At 43.3% G+C, this 18762-nt stretch carries 12 protein-coding genes; 6 read left to right on the top strand and 6 right to left on the bottom strand.

Annotated features, from left to right (window positions below; all coding sequences use genetic code 11):
• Positions 1-4: 4 nt before the first annotated feature.
• Both G457_RS0112700 and uvrA read right to left on the bottom strand, forming a co-directional pair.
• On the bottom strand, positions 5-1063 hold the full coding sequence (locus tag G457_RS0112700) for a sensor histidine kinase (protein ID WP_026946823.1): 1059 nt from the start codon (positions 1061-1063) through the stop codon (positions 5-7).
• A gap of 81 nt (positions 1064-1144) precedes the next feature.
• Entirely contained in the window at positions 1145-3976 is a 2832-nt protein-coding gene (gene uvrA, locus G457_RS0112695; protein ID WP_026946822.1) for an excinuclease ABC subunit UvrA, read from the bottom strand.
• 416 nt (positions 3977-4392) lie between these two features.
• On the opposite strand from uvrA, the gene G457_RS0112690 reads away from it, so the two are divergent.
• The 6 genes from G457_RS0112690 to G457_RS0112665 all read left to right on the top strand — a co-directional run bounded on the left by G457_RS0112690 (position 4393) and on the right by G457_RS0112665 (position 12838).
• Entirely contained in the window at positions 4393-4974 is a 582-nt protein-coding gene (locus tag G457_RS0112690; protein ID WP_026946821.1) for a YceI family protein, read from the top strand.
• Positions 4975-4993: 19 nt separating this feature from the next.
• Positions 4994-6271, top strand: coding sequence for a hypothetical protein (locus G457_RS0112685; protein ID WP_026946820.1), 1278 nt, complete (start codon positions 4994-4996; stop codon positions 6269-6271).
• A gap of 75 nt (positions 6272-6346) precedes the next feature.
• Positions 6347-6937 (top strand): hypothetical protein, encoded by a 591-nt coding sequence (locus G457_RS0112680; RefSeq protein WP_155847148.1) that lies wholly within the window; start codon positions 6347-6349, stop codon positions 6935-6937.
• Positions 6938-7141: 204 nt separating this feature from the next.
• On the top strand, positions 7142-8275 hold the full coding sequence (locus G457_RS21475) for an efflux RND transporter periplasmic adaptor subunit (protein ID WP_035483811.1): 1134 nt from the start codon (positions 7142-7144) through the stop codon (positions 8273-8275).
• A gap of 4 nt (positions 8276-8279) precedes the next feature.
• Positions 8280-11438 carry an efflux RND transporter permease subunit gene (locus tag G457_RS0112670; protein WP_026946818.1) on the top strand — a complete coding sequence of 1053 codons (3159 nt, stop codon included), beginning with the start codon at positions 8280-8282 and terminating at the stop codon, positions 11436-11438.
• On the top strand, positions 11435-12838 hold the full coding sequence (locus tag G457_RS0112665) for an efflux transporter outer membrane subunit (RefSeq protein ID WP_026946817.1): 1404 nt from the start codon (positions 11435-11437) through the stop codon (positions 12836-12838). Before G457_RS0112670 ends, G457_RS0112665 begins: the two co-directional genes overlap by 4 nt.
• Here the strand turns inward: G457_RS0112665 and G457_RS0112660 are convergent, their stop codons facing one another.
• From G457_RS0112660 to G457_RS0112645, 4 genes are all read right to left on the bottom strand, one after another.
• Positions 12839-13225, bottom strand: a complete 387-nt coding sequence (locus tag G457_RS0112660) for a VOC family protein (RefSeq protein ID WP_026946816.1) — start codon at positions 13223-13225, stop codon at positions 12839-12841.
• Between the two features lie 13 nt (positions 13226-13238).
• Positions 13239-15023 (bottom strand): M14 family metallopeptidase, encoded by a 1785-nt coding sequence (locus G457_RS21470; protein ID WP_051260820.1) that lies wholly within the window; start codon positions 15021-15023, stop codon positions 13239-13241.
• Between the two features lie 88 nt (positions 15024-15111).
• Complete coding sequence (glgP, locus tag G457_RS0112650) at positions 15112-16770, bottom strand: alpha-glucan family phosphorylase (RefSeq protein WP_026946815.1); 1659 nt, start codon at positions 16768-16770, stop codon at positions 15112-15114.
• Between the two features lie 138 nt (positions 16771-16908).
• Positions 16909-18558, bottom strand: coding sequence for a carboxylesterase/lipase family protein (locus tag G457_RS0112645; protein ID WP_026946814.1), 1650 nt, complete (start codon positions 18556-18558; stop codon positions 16909-16911).
• Positions 18559-18762: the final 204 nt, after the last annotated feature.

Raw genomic sequence — 18762 nt, 5'->3', positions numbered from 1 at the left:
GTGTTTATGTTTCGAAGGTAACTCTTTGTTTGGGTATTTTAATTTCAGTAATCACGAATTCATTTTCCGAATTGAATATTCGAAAACTGGCCCTGTCTCCATAGATCAGCTTCAATCGCTCCACTGTATTACTCAGACCATGGCCACCGCCGGCCTTGGGTTTTAGGCTGGGAGGAGTATGTAGATGGCCGCTATTTTTCACCTGAATATACAAATCATCTTCGAGACCTTCCCGGCACTTAATTTCGATCAGTCCTCCTTTGACCAGATTAGAAATTCCATGCTTGATCGCATTTTCCACGATAGTCTGAAGCATCATAGGGGGTAATTTATAAGAATAGGCCTCATCCTCAATCTTATACACTACTTGTAGCCGCTCTTCAAAGCGAATCGACTCCAACATCAGATAATCTCTCACAGTATTGAGCTCATCCTCAAAATCGATCGTTTGCTTCTTGTCCATCATCAGCGAAAAGCGCAGGATATTAGATATTCGGGTGATGGCATTTTTGGCTTTATCCGGATCCTCATCTACCAGAGCCCTTACCGAATTGAGGGCATTGAAAATAAAATGTGGATTCAGCTGACTTTTGAGATGATTGAGGCGGATTTGGTTGATTCGAGCCTCATACTTCAGACTGGTGTTATAATTGTCCAAAAAGTGAAACAAAAAGTAAAGCAAAAACCAAAGCGCATAGAAGAGAAATGCAATGAAAAGCCCGGCCAAAATCACCAGAACTTCAAAATCCTCTTCCGGATTGAGTGTGCCAAATACCAGATTGATCAGAATTTGAGCAATGATATTAACAAAGCTCAAGGCTAACATCGCCAGAACTGATTGAAGAATCAAGCGTGGAAATTTCAGTTGAAACCAATCATAACGCTTGATGATAAATCGAAGGAAGTGTGTGGCAAGCAAATTGAACGCTGCCAAAACCAGAAGACCCAAGATCTGCACCGGTCCAATCCCTGTAGGTGACAGTGATCCCAAGGCTATCTGAACTAAGGCAATACTACCCCAGCCGAGTATTTGCAACAACCAATATAATACGGTGCGATTCATCCAACTTCAAATATAAATGAAGCACATGAAGGGTCTTTTCATATTTTGATAGAAGGAAGAATCAACTGATTGTCTCCCTTATCAGAGATTTAACTCTCCCTTCAAGAATTTCCCTGTGTAGCTTTCAGGATGAGCAGCCACTTTTTCGGGGGTTCCTTCTACTAAAATACGACCTCCTTGATCTCCACCTTCAGGTCCTAAATCCACGATGTAGTCCGCAACCTTGATCACATCCAGATTGTGTTCGATTATAAGTACCGTATTCCCTTTTTCTACTAGTTTTTGAAGCACTGTCATCAACATTTCTATATCCTGAAAGTGCAAGCCAGTTGTGGGTTCGTCCAGGATATAAAAGGTCTTTCCGGTATCTTTTTTGGAAAGCTCCGAAGCTAATTTTACTCGCTGTGCTTCTCCCCCGGACAGAGTAGTCGCATGTTGTCCCAAAGTAATGTAACCCAAACCTACATCTTTTAGGGTTTTGATTTTCCTGAGGATTTTTGGTTGATTCTCAAAAAACTCTACCGCCTGCTCTACCGTCATATCCAGCACATCTGCGATAGATTTGCCTTTGAATCGTACTTCCAAAGTCTCTCGGTTGTAGCGTTTTCCTTTACAAGTCTCACATGGGATATGCACATCCGGCAAGAAGTCCATCTCGATCAATTTCATTCCGGCTCCTTCACAGTCTTCACATCGACCCCCTTTGACATTGAAAGAAAAACGACCGGGTTTGTAGCCTCTGATTTTCGCCTCAGGAAGCTCTGTAAAAAGCGTTCTGATGTCTGAGAAAACTCCCGTATATGTGGCAGGATTTGACCGAGGAGTACGTCCGATCGGCGATTGATCCACCTCGATTACCTTATCCAAATGTTCTAATCCCGCAATTTTCTTATACGGCATTGGCTCTTTTTTGGAACTGTAAAATTCCTGTCGGAGAATTGGGTACAGTGTCTCATGGATCAATGTACTTTTCCCACTTCCTGACACTCCAGTAATCAGCGTCAAAGTCCCTAATGGAATATTCAAATCAATATTTTTTAGATTGTTTCCCGAGGCACCGGTCAATTTTAGGGATTCGCCTTTTCCTTTTCTCCTTTGCTCTGGAATTGGCAGGCCAAGCTTTCCTTTGAGATAGTCAGCAGTCACTCCCCCTTGACTTAGGATTTCATCCGGATTTCCAGCTGCCACCACATGCCCTCCATGTCTTCCCGCGCCTGGTCCCATATCCAATACGAAATCTGATGCAAGCATCATATCTTTATCATGCTCTACTACAAGCACTGAATTTCCCAAGTCACGCAGACTTTGAAGGGCCTGAATGAGCTTGACATTATCCCGCTGATGGAGACCAATACTCGGTTCGTCAAGGATATACAATACTCCAACCAACTGTGTCCCGATCTGAGTCGCCAATCGAATTCGTTGCGCTTCCCCTCCTGAGAGGGTCTTCAATGGCCGATTCAGGGTAAGATAATCTAGACCCACATCCAGCAGGAAACCTATTCGCTTTCTAATTTCTTTGAGCACCTCGGTACCAATAACCTGTTGCTTTTCAGTCATTCGGCTTTCAACATCCGAAAACCATTCCCCCAAATCACGGATATTCAGCATCGCTAGCTGTCCGATATGGGTATTATCAATTTTGAAGTGCAGAGACTCCTTTTTGAGCCTGTAGCCCTCACAATCTGGACAAGTTCTTGTCACTGTAAATTCAGAAACCCAGTCTTGGATTTTCTCTGAACTGCCTTCCTGATGCTTTTGTAGGAAGTTGACGATTCCCTCAAAGCTAGTATGCCATTTAGTCCCCGGATACTTTACCGAGTCCACTGCCACCTCTATCTGACTCCCATAGAGCAATACCTCAATAACTTTCTCAGGAAGCTTGGCAATGGGTGTGCTGATACTGCATTTATAATGCTTCAGGATAGCATCGATTTTTTTGAAAATCCAGATATCCCGGTACTCTCCCAAGGGGGCAATCCCTCCCCGGGTAATGCTTAGACTCGGATCCGGGATGATGCTTTCGCGGGTAATCTCCTCTGTAATACCCAAACCATTACAAGTGGGGCAAGCACCATAAGGGCTATTAAATGAAAATAGATTGGGAGCTGGTTCGTCATAGGAAAGCCCAGTTTCAGGATCCATCAGATATTTAGAAAAATGGTGGATATTCCCTTCTTCATCCCGCAACATCATCACTCCCTTTCCGTGCTGAAGGGCCGATTTAATTGACTGCGTAATACGAAACCGGTCAGACTCTTCCGCCACAATCCGGTCAATGACTATTTCAATGTCATGAATCTTATAACGATCCACCTGCATTTTGGGCACCACTTCCATCACGACTCCATCGACCCGTATTTTCGAAAAACCCATTTTCCGGATTTGTTCAAAAAGCTCCCGGTAATGCCCTTTTCTACCTTTCACCACCGGTGCAAGGAGGTACAGTTTTTTCCCTGAAAAATTTGAAAACAACTGCTCAATAATCTGATCCTCCGTCTGCCGTACCATTTTATTCCCAGTCAGATAGGAGAAGGCCTCTCCGGCACGCGCGAAAAGCAATCGCATGAAATCATAGATCTCTGTCGTAGTTCCAACCGTCGAGCGAGGATTCTTAGAGGTTGTCTTTTGCTCAATGGCAATCACAGGTGAAAGCCCATTGATCTTATCCACGTCAGGCCGCTCCATTCCGCCCAAAAATGATCGGGCATAGGCAGAGAAACTTTCCAGATACCTTCTTTGCCCCTCAGAATAAATGGTATCAAAAGCCAGCGAACTCTTTCCACTACCACTCAGACCTGTGACTACGACCAGTTTATTCCGCGGGATTTTTATATCCAGATTTTTCAAATTGTGCTCTCGAGCACCAAAAATCTCTATAAATTCCTCTTGAGAGGCAGTAGTTTGACTCATAAATATGAATTGGCGATTAAAGCGCGAAGGTAATAAATAATTATGCCAATGGGGATTGACCTTAACTTAATGAGAACAAGGCAAAATATGGATTGGTTTAGATTTTTTTAATGAGCCTGGTCAGTTCTTTTAAGCTCAGAATTAAGACGAAGAAATATAGTCAAGCCCAAAATTGATTTTTACACAATAACTGATTTTTAATTTTTAATTCGGTATAATAAGATATATCAGAATAAAGTATTTTTATAGGCTGCCTACCGCCTATTTTTCAAAACATAATTACGGGAAAGAATATGACCAATCACCCGGTCGCTTTGTGACAAAAGTCACTTTTATAGGCAACTCTTGTCACGAGTTAGGAATGATTGCCCCACTACTTTAGAATCATCCAATACGGAAACAAACCCTTTAATCTTATGAAGAAGATCAATACAAAAATCGCTTTAATGCTGACCCTGCTAGCAAGCTCGCTTGCCTCAGTAGTTCAGGCTCAGCAGACCTTCAGTATCAGCGATGTCAAGGAGATGAAAGTCTCAGGTACTTCGACTCTACACGATTGGGACATGGTCGCAGAAACGGGAGTAGAAGGCCAAGCAATCATCAATTTGGCTGATAAAAAAATCGAAAGCATCCAATCTCTCTCCTTGAGCTTGAACTCTAAGGCCCTAAAAAGTGGAAAGTCTTCTATGGACAAAAATGCCTATGAAGCTATAAAGGCAGATGACTTCCCAAAAATCACTTTTGAACTTACCAAAGTGGAAGAGATGACTCCATCAACGATCAAGGCGAAGGGGAAACTCAATATTGCCGGAAACAGCCGAGACCTGACTATGACTGTCAATTATTCAGTGCAGGGCAGTAGTATTCTCTTTACCGGGAAGCAAGACATCACATTTGAACAATTCTCTCTTGAGCCTCCTACGGCGGTTTTCGGGACAATAAAAACAGGTAAAGAACTCACTTTGAGTTTCCAAGCCATTTATTCTACAAAAAATTAACCCTTTAAATCTTTAAACTATGAAAAAGCTAATCTACGGACTATCTGCTGGGTTTATTGCCCTCACTGCCGTGACTACAGCCACCTTTGCTCAAGAAAGTGAATCTGACAAGCTTCAATACTTTAGAGCAAACGACAAAAGAGGCATCAATGTCTTCGAAACTCCAAAAGAGACAAACAGTACATTCGAAAAAGTAAAAGTTTTTGTCGGAGGAGACTTTGCCCTTCAATTCCAATCTATCAACCATTCCAATTCCTTAAATAACCTAGTGGACCTAGGCTCTAATGTAAACCTTCCAACTGCTAACCTCAATATCAATACGCAACTTGCTGATGGGGTCCGTTTACACCTTCGTACCTACCTATCTTCCAAACACCACAACGAGGCTTGGGTAAAGGGTGGCCACATGCAGATTGACAAACTTGACTTTATCAAGCCGGGATTCCTAGAGGGGCTCATGAGTGTAACCACCCTTACCTTTGGTTTGGATGAATTTAACTACGGTGACGCACACTTCCGACGCTCAGACAATGCACGGGTAATATTCAACCCCTTCATCGGTAATTATATCATGGACGCATTCTCGACTGAGGCTTTTGGGGAAGTAACAGTCCAGAAAAATGGTTTCATCGGGGTCATTGGTCTAACCAACGGTAAGCTGAATCAAAGCGTAGTTGTCAATGACAATTCTGACAACAAGGTCTCTTTCTATGGAAAGTTGGGTTTTGACAAGCAATTCAACGAAGATGTACGATTCCGTCTGACAGGTTCTTGGTACCTAAACAATGGCACAACTACCGGTACATGGTTGTACGGTGGTGACCGAGCAGGCTCTAGATATTACAAGATAATGGAAGAGCTTAACGCTGAAAGAGTAAATGATTTCGAGGGACGTTTCAACCCACGATTCAGACAAATGTCAGCGATACAGTTCAACCCATTCCTTAAAGTCAAAGGTTTTGAATTCTTCGGTATTTACGAAATCGTCAGCAATTCCGAGGAACAAGGAAATGGCCAATTCACTCAGCTTGCAGGAGAAGCGCTATATCGATTTGGAGGAATGGAGCAATTCTATTTTGGAGCACGTTTGAATTCAGTGAATGGAAATATGAGTGAAGGTGCAATTGATACAAAAATAACCCGCACCAACATCGGTGGAGGTTGGTTTATGACCAACAATGTTTTGATCAAATTGGAATATGTCAATCAGCAGTATAAAGAAGGCTTTGCTGCTGACAGCAAATACAATGGTGGTGAATTTAAAGGAGTTAATTTAGAAGCAGCAATCAGCTTCTAATCTTCTCAAAATTTTATTTCCAAATCTAAAAGGCTGGCACTTCTCGGAGTGTCAGCCTTTCAAACCTCCAAAGAAATGAAAACGCTACTACTAATTTTAGTGAGCTTTTTATTTTCAATATCAAGCATTCCAAAAGAAAAAGAAGTCAATCAATGGCTTGTATCTTCCCAAAGCACAGTCAGCATTGAAGGTAATACCAATATCAATTCATTCGAGTGCCAATCAATGAATTATCATGGAAATGATATTCTCGAAGAAGAAATAATTCCCGGAGACAAGACTGCTACTTGGTCAGGAGAAGTCACACTCAGGTCCCAAAACTTTGACTGCTTTAATCGGATGATGACCAAGGACTTTCACAAAACCGTCAAGGCAGAAGAACACCCTGAAATCCAAGTAAGATTTTTGGACTTGAAAAGAGAGAATCTGAACACAGAAATGGAAAAACTAAGCGGAAATGTAGAAATCACACTTGCCGGAACCTGTCGTAGATTTCCCATTTCTTGTCAGCTTTCCACCAAGGAAAATGGTAAAACTTTCCTTCTGGGGGCTCAAGAAGTCACCTTCTCAGACTTTCAGCTTGACCCACCAATCAAATTCCTCGGTACAGTCAAAGTTGAAAACTCGATCATTGTGAAATTCGGGCTGGTTTTGGAAAAAATCTGACTGACATCCTTATTTCATCCATAAGGCCTGTTAATTTGAAAACTCATAATTAGAAAGGCTGAGTTTTAACTCAAAATCACTTTCCTTAATTGAACATGTACGCCTCTTAATTGAAAAACGCTTTCTGATAGATAAAAAAAAGTCTTTTTCAATATTCCCATATTTTTTTTGCTAAATTTTGATTCTTTAAAATAACCTAGCACAATGAAGTATTTTCTAAAGTTAATTTTTGGACTTGCACTTCTCACAGCCTGTGGCGAAAAATCTGAAACACCAACTGCTGCACCCAGCCCTGAAATAAAGGTTGTCAAAATCAACTCTCAAAAAGTCCAAATTGAGAAGGATTTTGTAGCACAAGTCTATGGCAAACAAGATGTGCCAATCCGAACTCGCACGGAGGGATATCTAGAAGGAATTCATTTCAGCGAAGGTAAACTCGTCAAAAAAGGTGAACTCCTCTATACCATAGATCCTGACCAACTTCAGGAAGCTGTGAATGCCGCAAATAGCCAATTGGCAGAGGCCCAAGTGGCCCTTACCCAAGCAGAGAATGATTTGGCACGATATGAACCGCTAGCTGAGATCAATGCCATTTCTCAAAAAGATCTGGATGCTGCCATAGCAAAAAGAGATGCTGCAGAAGCTGCAGTGAATGCTGCCAAGGCCAATCTAAACTTCCAAAACATCCAATTGGGATATTCAAAAATCAAGTCTCCCATCGATGGACTGATAGGCAAAACCAATGCTAAGGTGGGTGAATTTGTCGGAAGAAGTCCCAACCCAGTCATCCTCAACACGGTGTCACTTATTGACTCTATTCGAGTAGAGTTTTTCCTTGCCGAAAACGACTACTTAGCACTTTTCCGAGAATATCAGGAAGCCAGAAATCAACCCAAAGCAGATCTACCCTTACATTTAGTGCTCTCAGATGGAAGTGTTTTTGACCAAGAGGGCTATGTGGATTTTATCAACCGCGAAATTGATACCTCTACAGGCACTATCCTGATTCAAGCCTCTTTCCCCAATCCAGACCGATTGATTAGACCTGGCCAATTCGCTAGGGTAAGGGCTATCATCGAAGAAGTTGAAAATGGGGAAATTGTTCCTCAGCGCACAGTCAGCGAGTTTCAGGGAAGATTTTTTGTTTTCAAAGTAGATAATGACAATGTAGTCTCACGTGATGAGGTAGTCATTACTGGAAAATACAGAGATTACTTTTTGATCGAATCGGGCGTACAGGATGGAGATCGAATTGTACTTGAAGGATTACAGCAAGTAAGAAACGGTATGACTATCGTTCCCGAGGAAGTGGAATTCATCTCTCAATTCAAGGACTGATAGTATGAATAAGCTAGAAGAGCAAAATCACATCTTTTTCGTACGTAGACCCATTGTCGCTATAGTCATTGCCCTATTTATGGTCATCATAGGAGGGATCTCGATTTTGGGGCTGGCTATTGAGCAGTACCCGGCCATTACTCCTCCTGTAGTCAGAGTGAGTACAGCCTTTACTGGAGCAAATGCAATCAGTGTGGAGCAATCGGTAGCCTCTCCCTTGGAACAAGAGATGAATGGGGTGGAAAACATGCTCTACATGAAATCCACCAATGCAAATGATGGGTCACTTGCTTTGGATGTCACCTTTGACTTGGGCACCGATCCGGATATGAATACGGTCTTCACGCAGACCAGAGCAGCCGCAGCCACACCCAAACTCCCGGAAGAAGTCAAACGTATTGGTGTCAAAACCCAAAAGTCAATGCCAAACATTTTGATGTTGATTGCATTGACTTCTCCAGACGGAACTTATGACCAAGCTTTTTTAGGAAATTACGGGTTGATCAATGTTCAAGATAAACTGGCCAGAATACGAGGAGTAGGCCGGGTACAGGTCTTGGGTTCTAGTGACTATTCAATGCGAATCTGGGTCAAACCGGATCGGCTTGCAAGATTAGGAATCACCGTTCCGGAGATCATGAATGCAATACGCCAGCAAAGTGTTGTAGCCCCGGGAGGAAAATTTGGAGCCGAACCTGCACCCGAGGGAACGGAATTTACCTACACAGTCAGATTGCCTGATCGCCTGGTTTCTGAAGAGCAGTTTGGGAATGTCGTCATTCGATCCGAGGATGACGGAAGCCAAGTCAAAATCAAAGATATTGCACGAGTGGAATTGGGTGTGGAGTCCTACAATGCCTTCACCAGACTGAACGGAAAAGAGAGTGCAATCGTGGCAGTTTATCAATCTCCTGGATCCAATGCAGTAGAACTTGCCGAACAGATTATCAGTACCATGGAGGAGTTGAAACTCAACTTTCCAGAAGGAATTGACTATCAAATTTCACTTGATTCCACCGCACCGATCACCGCCGGTATCGCAGAAATCATCGAAACTTTAGTCATTGCGCTTGTTTTGGTTATTCTGGTAGTTTTCCTTTTCATCCAAGATTGGAGAGCAACGCTGATTCCGACCTTGGCGATCCCAGTTTCCTTGGTAGCAGCCTTTATGGTTTTTCCACTATTGGGTTTTTCCATCAATACACTTTCCCTCCTAGGATTAGTATTAGCGATTGGTATAGTCGTCGATGATGCGATTGTGGTCGTGGAAGCAGTGCAGGTAAATATGCAGAAAGGAATGAATCCTAAAGATGCTACCACTGCTGCCATGAAGGAGGTAAGTGCTCCGGTAATAGCGACTACTTTGGTAATGGTAGCTGTATTCGTTCCCGTGGCAGCCATGGCAGGTATCACCGGCAAACTTTACCAACAATTCGCCATTACCATTGCCATTTCGGTTATTTTCTCGTCCATCAATGCCTTGAGTCTTAGCCCTGCGCTTTGTGCTCTTTTGCTTAAAGATTCGCCTGGACCCAAAAAAGGGTTTTTCGGGAAGTTCAATCGCTGGTTTGACACCAATACTGATCGGTACACGGGAGTGGCGAAGTTTTTCGCAGGAAAACTCAAACGAGGTGCGGTATATGTCATCATTACCTTGGTAGCAGCTGGTATTTTTGCCAAAATGGTTCCTGGAGGCTTCCTGCCTGAAGAAGATCAGGGATATTTATTCGTAAACGTGCAGCTCCCCAATGCATCCTCCATGCAGCGAACAGATGAGGTCATGCGGAAGGTGGAAGAAATCGTCATGGCCCAAGAAGAAACAGAGTTTGCTACAGGCCTTTCAGGCTTTAGTCTACTAGCTGGTAGCTATATCCCAAATACGGGATTTATGTTTGTGACCTTGAAAAACTGGGATGATCGTGAAGCTACCGCCGCTGATATGATGGCCCGCCTGAACAGAATTTTTGCTACTGAGATTAAATCCGGACAAGTTGTTTGCTTCGGACCTCCGGCAATCCCTGGACTGGGTAATGGATCTGGTTTTAGTATCATGATTCAAGACAAGGAAGGAAAAGATCCGGCTTATTTGGCCCAGCACACCTATGCATTTATCGAGGCGGCGCAAAAACGGCCCGAAATCGCATCAGCCTTCACTACCTATCAAGCAACAGTTCCACAGCGATTTATAGAAATTGATGAAGAAAAAGTTCTCAAAGCAGGGCTTCAGCTCGCGGATGTGTATAATACTTTCGCCGCTTATCTAGGAGGAGCTTATGTCAATGATTTCAATCGCTTCGGAAGACTTTACAAGGCATACATTCAGGCAGAACCAGAGTATCGTCAAGGGGAGGAAGGTCTTGAATTCTTCTACATCAAAAACGCTAAGGGTCAATCGGTCCCGATTTCAAGCTTTGTGACCGTTAAACCTATTTCAGGACCTGACTACACCAATCGATTTAATTTGTATCGTTCTGCAGAGGTCACGGGCGGGCCTGCTCCAGGGTTTTCCTCCACTCAAGCACTTGATGCGCTGGAAGAGGTGGCCGAAGAAGTTCTGCCTGATGATATGACCTACAGTTGGAATGCCATGAGTTACCAAGAGCGTGCAGCATCGGGACAAGCAGGAATTGTCTTTGCCTTCTCCCTTTTCTTTGTGTTTTTGATTTTAGCTGCCCAATACGAGTCTTGGTCTATGCCTTTCGCGATTTTGCTGGGGACGCCTTTTGCATTATTTGGAGCATTCCTATTTCTCTATCTGGCAAGACTATTCGATGAGCTTTATTTGAATAATATTTTCGCACAAATTTCCCTAGTCATGTTGATTGCCATGGCTGCGAAAAATGCCATCCTGATTGTCGAGTTTGCCAAAATCAAATTTGATGAGGGGCTAAGCCTATTTGAGGCAGCGGTTGAAGCGGCTCGACTTCGATTCAGACCAATTTTGATGACCGTATTTTCCTTTATTCTTGGAGTCTTGCCGTTGATCCTGGCTAGTGGATCTGGAGCTATTGCCAGAAAAGTGATGGGAATGGCTTTATTAGGAGGTATCGGAGTTGCTACCTTTTTGGGCTTGTTTTTATATCCTATGCTTTTTGTCTTGGTAGGAAAATTAGCCCGGTATGAAGAAAAACGTGATTTGGCACTAAAATCAACTGAGAAATGAATCGGATTTTAGGATTGATAGTAATAGTTGGCATTTTCTGGTCTTGTAAATCAGGACAGAATTACCAAGGAGCCGAAGTATTGACTTTTGAAACGTATCGAACAGCTGATCTAGATAGGAATTTGGATTCGATTCTTGTAAATGTGGATACACTTCAAATAGATTCCGCCGTAAATGTGCAGTGGTTTGATGTTTTTCCGGATGAAGTTTTACAGGATTTGATCCAAAAAGCTCTGGAAAATAATCAGGATTTGAAAATCGCAGCTGAAAACATTCAACAGGCGCAGGCATCCCTCATCATTCAGCGATCCCAAATGCTTCCAGCCATCGGATATTCAGGAGCTGCCCAAAGAGGTAATTTCGCAGGATTTGATTTGGGTACAACCACCAACATTTTCAGCGGCTTCGGTTCGGTAAACTGGGAAATAGATTTTTGGGGAAAATATCGACGATTAAATGAGGCAGCCAAAGCTAACATTTTGGCATCCGAGGAAGGTTACCGGGCTGTCAAGCTAAGTCTAATCAATACCGTAGCGACCACCTATTTCCAACTTTTGGAGTACAAATTACGACTGGAAATTTCCGAGCAGACGCTTACCCTACGAGATAGCATGCTCAACATCATCGAGGAGCGATTTGACAAAGGAATCATCGCAGAAATAGATTTAAATCAAGCACAAATTCAGGAGGCCATTGCAGCAGGAAGTATTCCGATTTGGGAGCGATTGATCGTTTCTTCCGAAAACCTTCTCAGCCGATTAGTTGGTGAGCTACCCGATTCCAAAACCATCGGAATCAAGCTTTTAGATCAGCCAGAAGACATCCCTTTCCCCGAAATTCTGCCTGGGGAACTACTTGTGCGAAGGCCTGACATTTTGATTGCGGAGCAAGACCTAATTGCATCCAATGCTCTGATAGGAGCTGCCAAGGCTAGCCTACTGCCAAATATTTCACTATCCGGGCTACTCGGAGTAGCGGGCTCCCAGTTTTCTTCTTTGGGAAGTGGTGGAGCATCTTGGAATATGGGAGCTAGCATTCTCGGGCCATTATTCAATTGGGGGGCTTTGCAACGGCAAGTAGACATAGAAGAAAGTCGGACAAGACAAGCAATTCTGAATTATGAGCGAACCGTCCTCAGCGCCTATGAAGAGGTTGAAAATATTCTGTATTCCATAGAATCCCTCAAAAAAGAACTGATCGCTCGACAAGCTCATGTGGATGCAGCTGTCAAAGCCCAGTTTCTCTCCCAGGAACGATATAATCAGGGGGTTACTTCCTATTTGGAATACTTGGAGTCACAGCGTCAGGCATTTGACGCACAGTTGAATTGGGCTGGAACTAAGCAGCAATTGCTTACTGCTTATTCAAACTTATATGCGGCACTCGGGGGAGGCTGGTAATCACACGGTCAACTCCACCCAATTTCCTTCAGGATCTTCAATCACACTTTCGTAGTAGCCATCACCGGTCCGCCGAGGTTCGCCTAGGATTTTGACACCGGCAGATCGTAGCTTTTCCGTTAATTGATCAACTGCCTTTTCAGAACCTACAGAAATCGCAATATGTGCCAGACCCAATCTTTTCCCTCTTGGGCCACTTGCATCTTCTACATCATCCTGCTGCATAAGCTCCAACCTAGCTCCTCCTTCACCTGAAAGGAAATAGGATGAAAAACCTCGCTTAGAGTTATGATAGCGTTCACCTGCTTTGAAGTCAAATTGCTGGCAATAAAAACGCTTCATAGCCTCCAGATCTTTCACCCAAATAGCCAAGTGTTCGATTTTCATATTCCGAGTTCAATTACCATTCTCTACCCACCGGAATGACCTTCCAGTTTTGATCGAAATAAGGAGTCTTTTCATAAAACCAACGATAAATCCTTCTTGGGTTCTGAGCAAACTCAGGTTCTGCTTCTTTTTTTGCTTCAAATTCTGCTTTTAAGGCAGAATCTTCCTGAAGCATCTTTGCAATCATTGGCTCCATGATGTAAGTTTCCATGTATTCGGTTTGTGAAAAAATCGAATTGAAGTATCCCCACTGGAAAAAGCTGTCCACAGACTCAGGCTCTAAAAGAATTACGATCAATTCACCCAAATCTTGGTCCGTTTTAACTCGAACCGAGCCTGGAAGGAGGGTTTGGGTCCGATAAAGTTTTTCAGAACCGAAATCCGACACCCGCATCAAGCCTTCATAGGGCTGAGCAACCATTTTGAACTCTGTCACCTTGGAATATTCCAATTTAAGCTCTTTTGCCTCGGTTAGGGTTTCCATTTCAACACCGTGAATCTGTAGCTTTTCGATTACTTCACCCCATTCGGAAGAAATCCAATAGGCCTTCGGAATCGGTACAGTTTGTACCGGCACATCCATCAAAAGTGAGGGTACTTGCTGACTGATCGCCTTTCCTTCCCAAACGACATATTCGGCACCCGTGATTTCTGACTTCTCTTTTCTGGAAGCCACTCCTTTGAAATCCATGGTATCTGCCGGTGCATCCCGGAATTTGAATTTGACAGCCAAGGACTCTTTGGCCTGATTTTGATCTTTTTCGATTGCCTGCTGAACTGCCTCGAAATGTGAAGCCATGGTTTTGATGGCTTGTTCCATAAATACATAAGTACCTAATACACGCTGCCGGAAGGGCTTGAGCGAATGGTTTTCTATCAAAATGGAGGGCAAATGCCTGACATCCCCATAGGTATGGGAAAAGCGTGGACTAAAGGAAAAAGCAACATTCCCAGCAGAGAAATCTCTTCCGTTTGCTGCAAAAAGCAAAGGGCCAGGAATGTGTCCCCAATCTTCAAGTGCTTGATCCACTTCAGGCTGAAAGATATCTGACAAAAACTCACTGACTGCCGGAGAATAGCCACCGGTTTTGACATAACCGTAGGTAATATCATATTGGTAATCGGCCCCGTCTGTCACGTGTACATCTACATATAAATCAGGCTGATACTCATTGATCACCTCAATGACAGCCCGAACTCCTGCTGTTTCGATTTTTGAAAAATCTCGGTTCAAGTTCAAATTTTGAGCATTCGTCCGCCACCCCATTTCAGCAGGGCCCCGCTGATTGACGCGTCCAAAAGGACTTCTGCGCTCATGACCATCGACATTCAAGATTGGAATGAAAAGAATATCTGCCAATTCGAGTAAGTCTCCCTTATCTCCATGAACGATATCCCTCAGCAACATCATCCCTGCATCTTTTCCGTCGATTTCCCCAGCATGAATTCCTCCATGGAAGAAGATCAAAGGCTTCTCACTAGCTTTAAGACTAGCTCCATCAAAACGTTGAGAAGCTGAGGCAGCAAGCATCCATATATCTCGTCCTTGCTCACTTTTACCCAGACTTTTCAATTGAAGCAAGGGACTGGAGTCAGCCAGTTTTTTGATCCACTGATAGGTTTCTTCGTATGTTGGTGACTCTGTCAAATTACTGAGTTCACCGGGAGTGATCCATGGGTTGGATTTTTCGACAAGAAGAGTTTCAGATTTTCCGTTCCAAGGAATCAATGGAGGCATTACCTCCTGAGCTATGGAAACTATGGGAAATAGAAATACTAGGAGCAGGATCTTTTTCATAAAACGTTCAGCTTTGAGAAGCAAAATAAAAGCTCAAACCGGAATATCCGATTTGAGCTTGATAGATTGGTCAAAATACTTTTGTAAATCAACTTTTGTAAAGCACCTCGTAATATTCCTTGGCCATACGGTTACTTTCAAAAAAGCCGATGACATCTTTCATTCCCTTTTGTACAATTCCCCTCCACTGATCAGGCTGATCATAATAGGTAGGAAGAATCTCATTTTCAAGGACCTCGTAAAGCTTTTCCAAATCATACTCATCCTGATCCTCCACATGCATGGCCGCATAGTTGGCTGGAGGAACGATAAAGCTGTTCTTACCATGCTCAGCAAACTCACAAATCCATCCATCAAAGGTGGAAAAGTTCACCCCACCATTCATGGATGCGGTCATTCCTGAGGTGCCAGAAGCCTCCCGTGGTACTCGGGGATTATTCAGCCAGATGTCTGAGGCTTGTTTCAATCGCTTACTGAGAGTCAATTCATAGCCTGTACAAACTGCCATATTAGGGTACTGTTTACTCAGATGAACGAGTTGATTAAATACCGAGATCGCATTGTAATCAAGAGGATAGGGCTTACCAGCCCAAATAATTTGAATCGGGTATTTTGAGTTTCGCATTAATGCGTCGAATCTTCTGATATCCCTTGTGATAAGCTCTGCCCGCTTGTAACTAGCAAATCTTCTTGCCCAAACAATGGTGAGTACTTTAGGGTCAAGTAATTTCCCGGTCTGATCGGCCACGATTTCAAAAGCCCGCTTTTTCAAGTACCACTTTCTATCATCGAAGCCTTCCTGATCCTCCTGATCCATAAATCGGTACAATTGCTTATCGGACCAGTATTTGAAGTTTTGGGAATTGGTGATATGTGTGATTTCAGGAATATTCGGATAGTTTCTCCACATTTCCCGGCTTACTTCTCCGTGTAATTTAGACACACCATTGGCCTTTCTCGCAAAGCGCAAAGCTGCAAGACTATGATTGAAAGTATCACCTGTAAAGCCAACCATCTCTCGTACTTCGTCAGGAGAGTATCCATTGAAAAAGCTCATTTTATTCAATAAATGAATATCATGTTTTTCATTACCCGCTTCTTCTGGTGTGTGGGTAGTGAAAACCAAACGCTTTTGGACTTCCTCTTTGCTACCAAACTTGCGCATCAAATGAAAAACTGAACTTACACCATGAGCTTCATTCAAATGATAGACATCAGGATTGAAATTGAGTTCATCCAGCAATTTGGCTCCACCGATCCCAAGTAGCAGACACTGGGCAACTTTGGCGGCTGTATCAGAGTCGTATAGCTTATGCGTGATGGTTTGACTGAGGTAGTCATTTTCAGGCAAATCTGTACTGAGCAGGAATAGAGGAGCCGAGTTAAAAGTTTCAGGGGCAAGGTACCAAGCCTTTACCCATACCGGTACGTCGTGAACAGTCACCCGAAACTTAATTCCGGTATCTTCCAAGAAGCTGTAGGTCTTTTCATACCACTCAGGCTTGAGGGTTTGATCTTGGTTCCGAGTTTGATCGTAATAGCCATACTTCCAAAGAATCCCTATTCCGATCAGATTTTGCCCCAATTCGTAAGCACTTCGTAGATGTGAGCCGGAAAGAAAACCCAAACCGCCGGAATAAATCTTTAGCGGCTGATGTACGGCAAACTCCATGGAGAAATAAGCTACCTTTTGTGAGTATTCAGGAGCGATTTGATAAGGAACGCTATAATTTTTAAAATCAGTCATAATCATTCATTTGAGAGCGCCTAATTTATGGGAAAAGCAATGGGAAATAAGGCTCCAAAGGATAAAAATTCAAGGAAAAATCTTGGAAACCGTTTGAAATAAAAATGCTGCCCTTTTGAAGAGCAGCATTCTATTGGATTAGGCCATCAAAGCCGCTAAACCATTTCCATCAGGTTTGTTTTTGACCTGACAGGAATCATTGAGTATCAGCGTTTCTGCATTTGTTGCCGAAAACTTTGGCCAATCTGGAAGACTAGGTACATTCGGATTTCCTGTGCGCATAAAAGCCAAAAGCGAGGCACTCATTTTATCTGCGAGAGCACGAGGTCTCGCCCCTCCACCAGTGTGCGTGTACATGCGGTCTGTATTTTTAAACCAAAAGCAAATGTCGATACAGTGAAATGCCTTCATTCTGCCGTCGTACAGATTGGGTTCCCAGCCAAACCAAGCCAAATAAACGGGTGCACTTTGTTTGGCTTTTGCTGTAGAGGTGTTGATTGCACCCTGACGATTGGAAAGGATCATCGCCCAAAGATCAGCCGGGGAGACACTGGGGAAATCCTTTTCATAGGCTGAATAAACCATTTCGGCCTTATCTCCAAACCGTCCTTTCAATTGATCTATGACACCAGGTCGATCGATTTTTTCTAATTCAGCATTGGTTCGGGTTGGATTCCATTCATGGAAAGTCGTACACACCATCAAAGGCATATCGGATGCATGAGTGGAGGTTTCACTAAAAAACTCTCCCTTCGGAATATGAATATCGTCAGCCACAGGACCAAACCCACCCCTGAAACCTGGCTGAGGAAATTCTTTTCGCATGCGCTCCAATGCCACATAAGCCACATCCAAATACTCCCTCCAGCTCAAGTCCTGAAGTTGATCGATAGTTTGAGGAGTCAAGTTAGCTGCCTCCATCACATACTTTCCGAGGTTTTGAGCATATTCTTTATCATTCGCGGTAAGCATACTTCCACTCAGTGCGACACCCTTGTGAACGATCCCTTTTGAGGCAGGCATCGCCATCGCACAGGTAACTTTTGCCCCGCCACCTGATTGTCCCATAATGGTAACATTGTTTGGATCTCCTCCGAAGTTGGAAATATTGTCCCGAACCCATTCCAAAGCGGCGATAATATCCAGCATGCCGACATTACCGGAATCCTTGTATTTCTCCCCTCCTACACCCGAAAGATCCGTAAATCCAATCGGACCCAATCGATGATTGATGGATACAAAGACTACATCCCCTTGCTTCGCAAAATTCTCTCCATGGTAGCCGTCCTGTTCGATACCATTTCCATTTGTGAAGCCTCCACCGTGTAACCAAACCATGACTGGTCTTCGCTTTCCGTCCAAACTAGGAGTCCAGACATTGAGTTTGAGGCAATCCTCACTCACATCATCGTAATTCCAATGATCCGCAAAAGAATAGTGCACATTGGCGTAGCGATTATCCATAATCTGCGGAGCGGTATTCCCCCACCAAAGTGTGGGTTTTACATCAGTCCAGGGTTCTGGCTTTTTAGGAGCCATGAACCGGTTTTTTCCGGAGGTATCTGCTCCGTATGGAACGCCCAAAAAAGTATAAGTACTGTTGAGGATATAGCCGCGAACTTTACCGTAACTGGTATCTGCGATCGCAATATTGTCTCCGATTTGGAGGAATTGCTCATCAGAATTTGGAGCACTTTCCTTTGCAAAAGCTTGGGAAGAAAAAGGAACGGATGCAGCTAGTGTACCAACACCCACTTTTTTAAAGAATTCTCTTCTGTTTGATTTCATGGCAAAAGGGTTTAAAGGTTTATTGTTTCAGTATGACAAAATAGGGAAAGAAATTGAGAATATTTCATAAAAGATGAAGATTGTAATCAATGATAAAAGTTGAAATTCATTCTTATACACTCTGGCTGGAAGCTAGAAGTTGGAAGAATGGAGTCTCCGAATTCTAAACCTTGGGGCTTATTTTGGATTATACACCTATTGTCC

This window comes from Algoriphagus marincola DSM 16067 (assembly GCF_000429405.1).
Classification (GTDB): Bacteria; Bacteroidota; Bacteroidia; order Cytophagales; family Cyclobacteriaceae; genus Algoriphagus; species Algoriphagus marincola.
Note: the sequence above shows the minus strand (reverse complement) of the source record. Positions and strands in the feature narration are given on the sequence as shown.